The sequence below is a fragment of the Flexivirga sp. G2 genome (assembly GCF_055397625.1).
This window is the reverse complement of record NZ_AP039675.1, coordinates 2,667,146-2,679,985: the sequence shown is the minus strand read 5'-3', so window position 1 is coordinate 2,679,985 and position 12,840 is coordinate 2,667,146. Positions and strand designations below refer to the sequence as shown.

The following is a 12,840-nucleotide window of genomic DNA, read 5'->3' as shown; positions in this document are numbered from 1 at the left end:
AGGACCTCAGCCGCGGGTTGCCGGCTCGACATACACCGATGAGCCCAGCTCGACGAAGGTGCGCGACATCTGCTCCATCCCGGCGCGCGCCGCCTGCTGATCGCGGATGTCCTGACTGATGCGCATGGAGCAGAACTTCGGGCCGCACATCGAGCAGAAGTGCGAGGTCTTCGCCGCGTCGGCCGGGAGCGACTCGTCGTGGAAGTCTCGTGCGGTGTCCGGGTCGAGGGAGAGGTTGAACTGGTCGACCCAGCGGAACTCGAACCGTGCCTTGGACAAGGCATCATCCCAGTCCCGCGCGTTCGGGTGTCCCTTGGCGATGTCCGCGGCGTGGGCGGCGAGCTTGTAGGTGATGACCCCGGTCTTCACATCATCGCGATTCGGCAGCCCGAGGTGTACCTTCGGTGTGACGTAGCAGAGCATCGCGGTGCCGTGGGCCCCGATGGTTGCGGCCCCGATCGCAGAAGTGATGTGGTCGTAGCCGGGCGCGATGTCGGTGGTGAGCGGACCAAGGGTGTAGAACGGCGCCCCGTGGCACCAATCCTGTTGCAGCCGGACGTTTTCGGCGACCAGATGCAGCGGGACGTGGCCCGGACCCTCGACCATGACCTGGACGTCGTGCTCCCACGCCCGTTCAGTCAACTCGGCGAGGGTGCGCAACTCGCTGAGCTGCGCGTCGTCGTTGGCGTCGGCGGTGCAGCCCGGCCGGAGACCGTCACCCAGGCTGAAGGCCACGTCGTACTGCGCGAAGATGTCGCAGAGGTCGTCGAAGTGTGTGTAGAGGAAGTTCTCCCGGTGCCCGGCCAGGCACCAGCCCGCCATGATCGAGCCACCCCGGGAGACGATGCCGGTGATGCGTTCGGCCGTCAGCGGGACGTAGCGCAACAGGACACCGGCATGGATGGTCATGTAGTCGACGCCTTGCTCACACTGCTCGATCACCGTGTCGCGGAAGATCTCCCAGGTGAGGGCTTCCGCGCGACCGTCGACCTTCTCCAGCGCCTGATAGATCGGGACCGTGCCGATCGGCACCGGGGAGTTGCGCAGGATCCACTCGCGGGTCGTGTGTATGTCGTCGCCGGTCGACAGGTCCATCACCGTGTCGGCGCCCCATCGGGTGGCCCAGCTGAGCTTCTCGACTTCCTCGTCGATCGAGCTCGTGACGGCGGAGTTGCCGATGTTGGCGTTCACCTTCACCAGGAAGCTGCGCCCGATGATCATCGGTTCGCTCTCCGGATGGTTCACGTTCGCCGGGATGATCGCGCGGCCCGCAGCAACTTCGCTGCGCACCAACTCGACATCACAGCCTTCTCGCTCAGCGACGAAACGCATCTCAGCGGTGACCTGTCCGGCTCGTGCGTAGTGCAGTTGGGTCACGGCGCGTCCGGCCGTGGCCCGGAGCGGTTCACGGCGTACCCCCAGCCACTCCTGCGAGGACTCTCCGCGGCGGAGCGCCGATCGTCCGTCGTCGGCGAGTGATCGGATCCGTGCCTGGTACGGAACGGTGTCGCCGCGATCGTTGATCCAGTCGGCGCGTAGCGCCGGCAGCCCGTGGTGCGGATCGCTCCCGGGGCCGGAGGTGTCGTACAGCCGGAACGGCGCGTTGGGCTCGCCGGTGCTCGGAGTGGGGCTGAGAGTCACCTCGGTGAAGGGAACACGGATGTCGGCTCCGAGGTCCTGGTAGATCTTGCGACGTCCTGGCGCCTGGGTCATTGCTGCTCCTTGACTGATGTCTCGAAATGGGTTGCTGCGGAGAGGTATTCACGCGCGAGTGAGTGTGGGTCGGGGGCGCGCATGAGGGCGCCCATGACGGCTGCGCCGGAGGCGCCGGCGGCAGCCAGCCGGGCGAGGTCGGTCGGTCGGATCCCGCCGACCGCCAGCAGCGGGAGGCTGCCGGCGTGTGCTGCCAGGATCCGTATCCCACGGCTGCCGAGTAGTGGGCCGTAACCCGGTTTGGAGGACGTGGCTGCGTACGGGCCGACGATCGCGAAATCGGCCCCTTCCGCGTGGGCTCGGCGGACTTCGTCCGAGGTGTGCACCGATCGGCCGGTGAGGTCCCTGCTGCTGGCAGGCCAGGGCGCGTCTCGCGAAAGGTGGCAGCCGACGCTGTCCGACCGAGGGGCGCGGGTGAGGACCACGGTGTTTCCGTCGACGCATGCGCGGATGCGGTCCAGCAGGTCGTCATACGCGGTCGATGAGAGGTCGCGCTCCCGCAGCAGCACATGCGATATCCCGGCTGCGACACACGCTGCGACGATCGCCTCCAACGGTCGGCCGGCAGTCTGCGTGCGGTCGGTGATCAGCAGCAGCCGTGGCACTGCAGTCATTGGCCAACCATCCCGGTTGCAGGTGAAGAGGCCCGGGCCAGAGTGCTTTTCGGGATCCGCCCCGCGCACCGCGCAGCGCGTCCTGCAGCAACAGCGTCTCGCATGGCAGCAGCCATGAGGGCGGGCTGCTCGGCCCGAGTCACGGCAGTGGCCAGCAGCACAGCGGAGCAACCCAGCTCCATGGCGAGCGTTGCGTCGGAGGCGGTCCCGATGCCTGCGTCCAGCACGACCGGGACGTCGACCTCGCCGCAGATGAGTTCGATGGCGTGCTGGTTGCGGATGCCGAGGCCGCTGCCGATCGGTGAACCGAGGGGCATCACTGCGGAGCACCCCAGGTCGGCGAGGCGGCGGGCGACGACAAGATCGTCCGTCGTGTACGGCAGGACGCGGAAGCCGTCCCTGATCAGTTGTTCTGCCGCGTTCAGCAGTTCGACGCAGTCGGGTAGCAGTGTGCGGTCGTCGGCGATCACCTCGAGCTTGACCCAGTCGGTCTGGAGTGCCTCGCGGGCCAGCTGGGCCGTCAGGACCGCTTCCCGCGCGGTGTGACACCCGGCGGTGTTGGGAAGCACGTGCACGCCGGAGGCCTGGATGGTCGGCAACAGTCCGCTGACGACCGCGGCGCCGGACCGGCGCATCGAAACGGTCACCACCTGTGTCCCGGTGACCTCGATGCACTCGGCGAAAATCTTTGCCGTCGAGATACCCCCGGATCCGAGAAGTAGTCGGCTGGTCAGTTCTCGACCGCCGAGTTCCCATGTGGTGGCTGACATCTCAGCCTCCTTGGCATGGCTGGATGATCTCGAGTTCGCTCTCGAGCGGAACCGCCGTCACAGCCCACTGCGAGGCGGGTACCACCGCACCGTTGAGAGCGACGGCGAACCATGTCCCCTCCATGCCCTCGATGGTGAGTGTCTGCCGGATCGTGATGCCCGCCCGCCACGGTCGGGATTCACCGTTCAACAGGTATGCCTGGGTCATGAGAGATCTCCTTGGGAGAGTGCGTTGACAACGTGGTCGCCGACGATTTCGGCGGTCAGTGGCGCGAGCAGGAAGCCGTGCCGGTAGTGCCCGGTCGCAACAGTCAGTCCCGGTACCGGCGAACTGCCCAGTACAGGACGGTTGTCCGCCGTCGCCGGGCGGAGGCCCACCCGGTGCGCGACGATCGCGGCGTCGCGCAATTCGGGCACGACGGTGGTCGCGGCCATCAGTAGGTCGTGGGCGGCGCGCACCGTCGGGGTGGTGTCGGCGCCGACCTGCTCGGAGGTCGCCCCGACCGTGATGTGGTGATCGTCGTGGGGTACGAGGTAGACCGGCACCCGGTCGACGCGAGTGCGGATCATCGCACGCACAGCCGGGACAGCGACCTCGAGATCGATCAGTTCGCCCTTCACCGGCCGGACACCGTCCGGGCCACTGAGTTCGGCAGGGAGCACGCCCGGCACGGCGGAGGCTCCACTTCGCCAACCTGCGCAGAGCACGACGTGATCTGCGGTCACGACTCGTTCGGCAACGTCCACCCCGACGACATGTCCCTCGGCGACCCGCAGGCGGCCGGTGCCCTGGACGAACTCGGCGCCGGCCCGTCGAATGGCGGTTCGTAGAGCTGTCAGTGCCCGATTGCGTTCAACGCAAAGATCGTTCGGCAGCCAGGCGGCGCTACGGACCGTGCTGGCGAGGCCGGGCTCCCGACGCCGCAACTCTGTGCGATCGATCAGGTCCGCCGTCACACCGACCTCCGCCAGCAAGCTCAGTCGGCGTTCCAAGCGAGCTTCCTCGTCCTGGTCCATGGCAGCGAGCAGGGTGCCGGTTCGGCGCAACTGGAGGGAGCCGCCGCCGCATCGTTCCAGGTGAGCAGCGAACTCCGGCCATCGGCGTTGCGACCGGGACGTCAGCTCCCACAGGTCGGGCTCGCCGTGGTCGAGCTCGGCGGCCGCCGAGATCATTCCGGCTGCGACAGTGGAGCTGCATCCGGGCAGTTCGGCATCGACGATGACGACCTGCACGCCCCGCCCGACCAATGACCAGGCGATGCTGAGGCCCACGATGCCGCCGCCGAGGACGGCGACGCGGGTCACCGAAGGACGTATCGAGTCCGAAGGGACAGCAGCTGAATTGCACTCATGGCTTCTCCTTGCGCCGGCATGATCCGGATCAAGTCTGGTGACGGTCGGGGCGGTGTCAGCCCCCTCTCAGCCCGGTACCCCGGACTCCCGCGAAGGACGATCGCGACGGTAGCACGTTCTGCCGATCCGGCGACGATGGACGTGACGCGGTGCATAGCGAGGATCGGAATGAGATGCTCGGACGGTGGTGGTGCAGCGATCCAGCGACAACTCGTCGATGACGAAACACCCTCGGCTGGAACCGATTTCGGCTGGGAGGGCGGATGACTTGGGGTTCGTGCGGAGGTGAAATCGCTCGCCGCGAGGATGGCGGAGTCGTGGCAACTCCACGGTGTTCACAAGCGGCTGGCCTACGAACGGACGACCGACGAGTTGGTCGGGGCCGGCAGGCTCCTCGCGCGAGCAGGACGACGCCCCTTCCGCGACGTGCGTCCTGCTGCGCGACGACCCGACACCACCCGGCGGCTACTTGCTGCCGTAGACGAACCTCCGTAACGGCCGCTCGGCCGGCCCGGCGTAGCCTCGCCGCTGCATCAGCGCCGCGGCGACGACCGACACGCTCCAGACGGCGACCGCCGCGATGACCGCGTGTGCATCGGAGTGTCCCCAGTCGAGGGTGAAGGGTGCGAAGAGCGCCATCCAGCAGACCGATTGGAACAGGTAACCGGACAAGGACCGTTGACCGAGCGCCGCGATGGCGCCGGTGACCGGTTGGGAACGACGCAGCCGGATGGCGAGCAGGCCGAAGAGCGCGACATACCCCGGACCGGCATACTCGCCGGCGATGTTCGACAGCGCGGCGAACCGATCGATGGTGTCCGCCGAGGCATGGATGGCACCGGCGCCGGCAAGGGCATAGGGGAGTCCGGCCGCTACAGCGAGCGAGAGGCCGCCGATCGCGGTGCGGCGCAACAGCTTCACGTGTCGCTCCGGATGCTCCAGGATCCCCTTGTTGGCCGCCCAGATGCCGAGCCAGACGATGACGATGAACGGGAGCACCTGCAGGGTGTGCGCCGGCCACTCGGTGAGCCGATGCGCCAGCGACGAGGCGTACGACGACGCGGAGAGTGAGTCCGTCGGCGTGTTCACGAAGCCTGCGGATCCGCCGTCGCCAGTGAGCGCGCGGACGGCGAACCAGCCGACGCTGACCAGCTGAATACCCCAGAGTGCCAACACGATCCGATGGAATCGCTCGGTCCGCCGGACCAGCAGGAACGTCGCGACCAGCCCGACGATCCCGTAGGCGCCGAGGAAATCGCCGAAGTAGAGCAAGGTGCCGTGGACGGCGCCCAGCACGATCAATGCGGCGTTGCGACGGACGAGGACTCGGCGGGCGTCGGTCCCGCGGCTGCGCTGCCGGCGGGTGAGTTGCACCAGTCCGTAGCCGAACATGACGGCGAAGACGGGATAGGCGCGAGCGTCGATGAGCAGCAGGTCGAGGAAGTTCCACGCCTTGGCGAACCAGCCGGTGGGATGCGGATCGAGGCCTGGACTACCTGCGAAGGCCCAATTGCCTGCATTCGCAAGGGCGATGAACAGCAACATGAAACCACGTGCGAGGTCCGGGGCCAGGCTGCGTTCGGACGAGGCAACGGGTGCTGCGGTCCGGGCGGGTGAAGTGACGGGTGATGGGTTCATGCCTCCACACTCGGGCTGGCCGCACGAATTCCCAATGGTGCCAACCCTCCCGGTGTGGTGGAGCTAGCTCCACCACACCGGCTCAGCCGCGGCCGAGGAGAGTTCCGCCGTTGACCTGGAGGATCTGGCCGGTGGTCCAGCCCGCATCCGGAGAGGCCAGATAGGCAACGGCCTCGGCGACCTCATGCGGCGTGCCTGGCCGGCCCGCGGGTATGCCGGACGTTCGGGCGGCGGCGAGGTCGGGATTCGCGGCGAGACGTTCCGCCCAGAACTCGGTGTCGGGGACGAAGCCGGGCGCGACCGCGTTGACCGTGATGCCCTCTGCCGCAACGGAACCCGCCAGGTCCAGGGCCCACGTGTTGACGGCGGCCTTGGCTGCGCCATACGAGCCGGATCCGCGGAGCGCTGCAATCGAACTCATGGCGACGATGCGTCCGCCAGGACGCGAGAGGTGTGGCAGCAGGGCGTGCGCGAGCAGCACGGTGGACAGGACGTTTCCGTCGAAGTCGGCCCGCCACGAGGCGGCGACGTCGTCGAGGTCGTCACCGCCGCCGACGCCGTAATTGCCGCCCGCGTTGGTCACGAGTACGTCCACGTTGCCGCCGGATGCGACCTCTGCGGCGAGCGAACGGACGGCCGTCACATCGGTGAGGTCGCAGCTGTGGGTGGTTACGCGGGCGAGTTCGTCGACCGCCCGCAGTTCGTCGGCGGCCGCTGCCAGCACCTCGGGGCGGCGCCCGACGAGGATCAGTTCGGGCTCCTCGACGAGCATGCGGTGCGCGATGGCCTTGCCGATGCCGGTGCCGCCACCGGTGATGAGGATGCGTCGTGTCATGCCGGCCACGCTAGTGGGCGGGTTCCGGTCACATCCGATCGACGTCGGTGAGGTCCATCGTCTCGATGTCCGGGGACTCCGCCGGATCGAGATAGCGGTCGATCGCGCGGCCGGCGGCGCTGCCGATGAGGGTTCCCGCCGCCACGGCCACCACTGCGCCGATCGCGACGGTGACGGCATCGAGCCCGCCGTACCCGGTGGCGATCTCGGTCGTGCTGAGCAGACCGAGACTGCCCGGGACCAGCAGCCAGAACGCCGGCAGGAAGACGACGAGCCGCAGTGGCCGGCCGGACAGGCGGTGCACGACGGCGGCTGCCAGCCCGGCGACGGTCGCGCCGGCGAGTGCACCGAGCACCAGGCCGGACAGTGCCTGGACGGCGGACTGGGTCGCGAAGGTCAGCGCGAGCACCAACAGGATCCACGGTATGGCGGCCCGTGACGCGGCGACGTTGATGACGATGCCGCAGCCGATCACCAGCACGCCGATGTATGGCGCCAGCGGACCCAGGTCCTGCGCACGCACATTGGTCAGCGCGTCGAGTTGCACGCCGGTCACGGACACGGCCGAGAACAGCCCGACCGCGAAGAGCACGAGCTGCATCACTCCGGAGACCAGCCGGGAGCTGCCGGCGACCGCCGCCCCGGAGGCGATCTCCGACATACCGGTGACGATGACCGACCCGGGCAACAGCACCGCGAACGACGCGACCATGGTCCGCAGCGTCCCCTCCAGCGGCCAGTGCTGCGCGACGAGCAGCACCAGAACGGCGACCCCGAAGGAGGCCAGCAGCGGCAACAGGGTGCGGACCAGCGCGAACCGGCGGCTCGCGATCATCAGCACCATGACCACCAGCGAGCTCGCCGCAGCCGTGACGAGGTCCCGCCACGTCGGTTGCAGGATCGCGCAGATGCCGGTGCCGATCGGAATGAGCGCCAGATCGCTGAGCCAGACCGGACGGGACGACGGCATCACCTCGATGTCGTCGAGCTCGTGGAGCGCGTCGGCGTCGCCGATGGTGCCGGACATCAGTTGCTCGTAGACGTGCTGCACCCGAGTGACCTGCTCCAGCCGCAGGGATCCGGTGACGGGCTCGAAGCCAACCGCGTCGTCGACGCCGAGACCCGCGAAGATGCCCGTCGGCGTCGCGGCCACCCGCACGCCGGGCGCACCCATGCGCCGGCCGAGCAGGGTGACCTGGCGTTCGACATCCGGCACCGGAGCGCCGCCGGCGAGCAGGGCGCTGCCCAGCCGCAGCAGTACTTCGCGCGTCGAGCCGGTCGTCATACCGACCATGATGACGGGTCGGGGAACAACACCTGTCGGTGCCGGCGTTTACGGTTCTACTATGCGTCCCACGACTGACCTGCAGCGCCGCGTCGCGCCGTTCGAGGTCATCTCCGAATACTCCCCGAGCGGTGACCAGCCGACGGCGATCGCCGACCTGGCGCGTCGGGTGCAGGCGGGGGACCAGGACACCGTGCTGCTCGGTGCCACCGGCACCGGCAAGTCCGCGACGACCGCGTGGCTCATCGAGCAGGTGCAGCGGCCCACGTTGGTGATGGCGCCCAACAAGACGCTGGCCGCGCAGTTGGCCAACGAGTTCCGGGAGCTGCTGCCCAACAACGCGGTCGAGTACTTCGTCTCCTACTACGACTACTACCAGCCCGAGGCCTACATCCCGCAGACCGACACCTACATCGAGAAGGACTCGTCGATCAACGACGAGGTGGAGCGGCTGCGGCACAGCGCCACCAACTCGCTGCTCACCCGGCGTGACGTCGTCGTGGTCGCCTCGGTCTCGTGCATCTACGGCCTCGGCACGCCGCAGGAGTATGTCGACCGGATGCAGTCGCTCAAGGTCGGGGAGCAGATCGACCGCGACGACCTGCTGCGCAAGTTCGTGCAGATGCAATACACCCGCAATGACCTGGCGTTCACCCGTGGCACCTTCCGGGTGCGCGGCGACACGGTGGAGATCATCCCGGTCTACGAGGAGCTGGCGATCCGCATCGAGTTCTTCGGTGACGAGATCGAGCGCATCTACACGCTGCACCCGCTCACCGGTGAGATCGTGCGCGAGGAGCAGGAGATGTACGTCTTCCCGGCGTCGCACTACGTCGCCGGGCCGGAGCGCATGGAGCGCGCGATCTCCTCCATCGAGACCGAGCTCGAGGATCGCCTGACGACGCTGGAGAAGCAGAACAAGCTGCTCGAGGCGCAGCGGTTGCGGATGCGCACCACCTACGACATCGAGATGATGCGGCAGGTCGGTTCGTGCTCGGGGATCGAGAACTACTCGCGGCACATCGACGGTCGCGGCCCGGGCAGCGCACCCAACTGTCTGCTCGACTACTTCCCCGAAGACTTCCTGCTGGTCATCGACGAGTCACACCAGACGGTGCCGCAGATCGGTGCGATGTACGAAGGCGACATGTCCCGCAAGCGGATGCTCGTCGACCACGGCTTCCGGCTGCCCAGCGCGATGGACAACCGGCCGCTGAAGTGGGAGGAGTTCCTCGAGCGGATCGGTCAGACGGTCTACCTGTCGGCGACACCCGGCGACTACGAGCTGGCCAAGGCCGGCGGCGACTACGTCGAGCAGGTCATCCGCCCGACCGGGTTGGTCGACCCGGAGATCGTGCTGAAGCCGACCAAGGGGCAGATCGACGACCTGCTGCACGAGATCAACCAGCGCACCGAGCGCGACGAGCGCGTGCTGGTCACGACGCTGACCAAGAAGATGGCCGAGGACCTGACGGACTACCTGCTGGAGAAGGGTGTTCGGGTCCGATACCTGCACTCCGAGGTCGACACGTTGCGCCGTGTCGAGCTGCTGCGCGAGCTGCGGCTCGGCGAGTTCGACGTGCTGGTCGGCATCAACCTGCTGCGGGAGGGGCTCGACCTGCCCGAGGTGTCCTTGGTGAGCATCCTGGACGCCGACAAGGAGGGCTTCCTGCGGTCGGCCAGGTCGTTGATCCAGACCATCGGGCGCGCGGCGCGCAACGTGTCCGGTCAGGTGCACATGTATGCCGACAAGATCACGCCCTCCATGCAGGAGGCGATCGACGAGACCGGCCGTCGCCGGGAGAAGCAGATCGCCTACAACAAGGAGGCCGGCATCGACCCGACTCCGTTGCGCAAGAAGATCGCCGACATCACCGACATGCTGCAGCGCGAGGACGCCGACACCGACTCGCTGATGGGCAGCGGTCGGGCACAGTCGCGTGGCAAGACCGACGGTCGCGGGAAACGCGGCCTGCGCGGTGCGGTCGCGGCCGACGCCGAGGTGGCCGGTGCGGCCCGCATCTCCGGACTGCCGGCGTCCGACCTGGCCGGCCTGATTCAGGAGCTGACCGAGCAGATGCACCAGGCGGCGTCGGACCTGCACTTCGAGCTCGCGGCACGGCTGCGGGACGAGCTGGGCGACCTGAAGAAGGAGCTGCGGCAGATGCAGGCCGCGACCAAGTAGCACGCCCGAGCCGGACCGACGCGGTGGCCGGGAGCATCTACTACGTCACGTAGCATGTGCGCCATGGTCACCACTCTCGACGAGAACGCCGCCGCCGCGAGCGTCACCACCAGCAAGCCCGCCCTGGCCTTCAAGATCGCAGCGTTCGCCGAGGCGGTCTCCTGGATCGGCCTGCTGATCGGCATGTTCTTCAAGTGGATCCTGCAGACCGGCGATCTCGGGGTGCGGATCTTCGGACCGATCCACGGCACGATCTTCCTGCTCTACGTCGTCAGCCTGATCGCCGTGTCGATGGCGCACAAGTGGTCGCCGAAGGAGACGGTGCTCGGCCTGTTCAGCAGCATCCCGCCGCTGATGACCGTCTGGTTCGAGCGCCGTGCCGAGCGTCGCGGCGCACTCGTCCGGCGGAGCTGACGCACCGCCGACCGACGAGTCCACGGACCGGGTGCCTGGCGACTGTCGTCAGTTACACGCTTGGGCGGCTCCGGGGTCGACCGCGTTGCCGGTGACCAGGGCGACGATCCGCTTGCCGCGCCAGCGCTCGGCCGTCGCGCGGACGTATGCGACCGACGCAGCAGCAGCACCTTCGACGAGCAGGCCGTCCTCGGCCGCAAGTATGTCGACCGCCTGCCGCAACTGCTCCTCACCGACCGAGCTGATCTCGTCCACGACCCGACGCGCGATCCGGAACGTGTAGCGGTTGTCGGCACTCAGGTCGCCGAGCAACGATGTCGCGAGAGTCTCGACTTCCGGCACCGGGACCGGGTGACCCGCGTCGAGTGATCGGAGCATGGCGTCGGCGCGGTCGGCGCACACACCGATGACCAGAGCCTCAGGTCGAATCGCTTTGATCGCCAGGCCTATTCCGCTGATCAGTCCGCCGCCGGACACTGGCACGACGACCGCGTCGAGGTCGGCGAGGTCGTCATACAACTCCAACCCGATGGTGCCTTGGCCACTGATGACGTCGGGGTGGTCGAACGGTGGGACGAACGCATATTCGCGCTCGGTCGCCTCTCGCCGCGCGGCATCGATCGCGGCCCCCTGGTCGTGACTGGTCCGATCGACCGCCGCACCGAGTTCCTCGAGTGCGCGAACCCGATAGGCGGGCAGCGATGACGCGACGAACGCGCTCACCGGAACGCCGAAGCGGGTGCCCATGTAGGCGACGGCGCGCGCGTGATTGCCGGTCGACGCCGTCGTCACGCCGGGAAGGTCGCCGCGCTCCGCGGCCGCCAGGATCGCGTTGCACGCGCCGCGCACCTTGAAGCTTCCGGTGGGCTGCTCGATCTCCAGCTTCAGATGGACGTCGCCGCCGGTCAGGCCGCTGAGGTGCGCGCTGCGTGCGGTCGTCGTATGCCGGACGTGCGGCCGGATGCGTTCCGCAGCGGCACGAATGTCGTCGATGCCCGGTAGCGGTTCGGTGGCCATCGCCTCAGCCTCCGGCACTGCGGACGAAGCCCAGCTGCTTGTCGACGGGATGGGGCAACGGCTCGCCGTCCAGCCAGAGCCGCGCGAGCTCGACGAACTGCGCGGCGAGTGTGTCGAGCCAACCGGCCGAGTCGCCGGACAGGTGCGGCGAGATGGTCAGCGTCGGTTCGTCCCACAACGGGGAGTCGGCCGGCAGCGGTTCCGTCTCGAACACATCGAGAGCTGCACCGGCCAGCTCATCCGATCGCAACGCGGCCAGCAGGTCCGCCTCGACCACACTTGCTCCGCGCCCGACGTTCACGAAGTATGCCGAGGGCTTCATCGCCGCAAACACCTTGCGGTCGAACAGGTTTCGCGTGCTCTCGGTCAACGGCGTCACGTTGACCACGATGTCAAACGCGCCCACCGCGGTGGCCAGGTCCGAACTGGCGATGACGGTCCCGAAGTCCGGATCACCGGTACGCGCCGACCGTCCGGCGCCGGTGACCTCGACGTCGACCGCGCGTAGCAGGCGGGCGATCTCCCGACCGATGTTTCCGGCTCCCACGACCAGCGCGCTGCGACCGCGCAGCGGCAGGGTCTCGCGGTGCCGCCAGACGTGCTCGCGCTGGAGATCGTGGCCCTCGCGGAACAACTTCAGGTGCGCCAGCACCGAGGCCAGCACGAACTCCGCGATCGGCCGATCGAACGTCCCCCGGGCATTGGTCACCACCACGTCCGACGCTCGCAGCTCGGGGAAGAGCAGCTTGTCCACGCCGGCGGCAGCGACATGGATCCAACGCAGCCGGTCGCAGTGCCGCCATACGCCTTCGAGCGCGGAGGAGAAGAAGTCCCAGAGCAACAGCGCATCGGCGCCGCGGACCGCATCGCCGAGACCGGCGGCGTCGGTGTACCTGAAGGTCGCGCGGGACTCGAGCGATGTCAATCCGCTCGGGCGTTGTGCGGGGTCCGCGACGAGGACGGCGATGACAGGGGGATGTCCGGGAGGAGTGGGTGTCACCACGCCACTAAAAAGG

12 protein-coding genes and 1 riboswitch are annotated in these 12,840 nt (G+C 68.1%); of the genes, 2 read left to right on the top strand and 10 right to left on the bottom strand.

Annotated features, from left to right (window positions below):
- Positions 1–6 precede the first annotated feature (6 nt).
- The 8 genes from thiC to ACZ50J_RS13005 form a co-directional block, all read right to left on the bottom strand.
- Positions 7–1,713, bottom strand: a complete 1,707-nt coding sequence (gene thiC / locus ACZ50J_RS13040; RefSeq protein WP_464297584.1) for a phosphomethylpyrimidine synthase ThiC — start codon at positions 1,711–1,713, stop codon at positions 7–9.
- Entirely contained in the window at positions 1,710–2,327 is a 618-nt protein-coding gene (locus ACZ50J_RS13035) for a thiamine phosphate synthase (protein WP_464297583.1), read from the bottom strand. Before ACZ50J_RS13035 ends, thiC begins: the two co-directional genes overlap by 4 nt.
- Complete coding sequence (gene thiG / locus ACZ50J_RS13030) at positions 2,324–3,097, bottom strand: thiazole synthase (RefSeq protein ID WP_464297582.1); 774 nt, start codon at positions 3,095–3,097, stop codon at positions 2,324–2,326. The genes ACZ50J_RS13035 and thiG overlap by 4 nt, the downstream gene beginning before the upstream one ends.
- Before the next feature lies 1 nt (position 3,098).
- Positions 3,099–3,305, bottom strand: a complete 207-nt coding sequence (thiS, locus tag ACZ50J_RS13025) for a sulfur carrier protein ThiS (RefSeq protein WP_464297581.1) — start codon at positions 3,303–3,305, stop codon at positions 3,099–3,101.
- The gene (gene thiO, locus ACZ50J_RS13020) at positions 3,302–4,402 is read right to left on the bottom strand and encodes a glycine oxidase ThiO (protein ID WP_464297580.1); all 1,101 of its coding nucleotides are present in this window, start codon (positions 4,400–4,402) and stop codon (positions 3,302–3,304) included. Before thiO ends, thiS begins: the two co-directional genes overlap by 4 nt.
- Before the next feature lie 36 nt (positions 4,403–4,438).
- A riboswitch (TPP riboswitch) is annotated at positions 4,439–4,551 on the bottom strand.
- A gap of 364 nt (positions 4,552–4,915) precedes the next feature.
- Positions 4,916–6,088, bottom strand: a complete 1,173-nt coding sequence (locus ACZ50J_RS13015) for a DUF418 domain-containing protein (RefSeq protein ID WP_464297579.1) — start codon at positions 6,086–6,088, stop codon at positions 4,916–4,918.
- 82 nt (positions 6,089–6,170) lie between these two features.
- Positions 6,171–6,923 (bottom strand): SDR family NAD(P)-dependent oxidoreductase, encoded by a 753-nt coding sequence (locus ACZ50J_RS13010; protein WP_464297578.1) that lies wholly within the window; start codon positions 6,921–6,923, stop codon positions 6,171–6,173.
- A gap of 28 nt (positions 6,924–6,951) precedes the next feature.
- Positions 6,952–8,208, bottom strand: a complete 1,257-nt coding sequence (locus tag ACZ50J_RS13005; protein ID WP_464297577.1) for a threonine/serine exporter family protein — start codon at positions 8,206–8,208, stop codon at positions 6,952–6,954.
- 61 nt (positions 8,209–8,269) lie between these two features.
- Here ACZ50J_RS13005 and uvrB point away from each other — a divergent pair, with 61 nt between their 5' ends.
- Both uvrB and ACZ50J_RS12995 read left to right on the top strand, forming a co-directional pair.
- A complete protein-coding gene (gene uvrB / locus ACZ50J_RS13000; RefSeq protein ID WP_464297576.1) occupies positions 8,270–10,393 on the top strand; it encodes an excinuclease ABC subunit UvrB in 2,124 nt (707 codons plus the stop codon).
- A 63-nt stretch (positions 10,394–10,456) separates the two neighbouring features.
- Entirely contained in the window at positions 10,457–10,807 is a 351-nt protein-coding gene (locus ACZ50J_RS12995; protein WP_464297575.1) for a DUF3817 domain-containing protein, read from the top strand.
- A 48-nt stretch (positions 10,808–10,855) separates the two neighbouring features.
- Here the strand turns inward: ACZ50J_RS12995 and ACZ50J_RS12990 are convergent, their stop codons facing one another.
- Together ACZ50J_RS12990 and ACZ50J_RS12985 are read right to left on the bottom strand one after the other, a co-directional pair.
- Positions 10,856–11,824 (bottom strand): threonine ammonia-lyase, encoded by a 969-nt coding sequence (locus ACZ50J_RS12990; RefSeq protein WP_464297574.1) that lies wholly within the window; start codon positions 11,822–11,824, stop codon positions 10,856–10,858.
- Between the two features lie 4 nt (positions 11,825–11,828).
- Positions 11,829–12,824: a D-2-hydroxyacid dehydrogenase gene (locus ACZ50J_RS12985; RefSeq protein ID WP_464297573.1), complete on the bottom strand. Its 996-nt coding sequence runs from the start codon at positions 12,822–12,824 to the stop codon at positions 11,829–11,831.
- Positions 12,825–12,840: the final 16 nt, after the last annotated feature.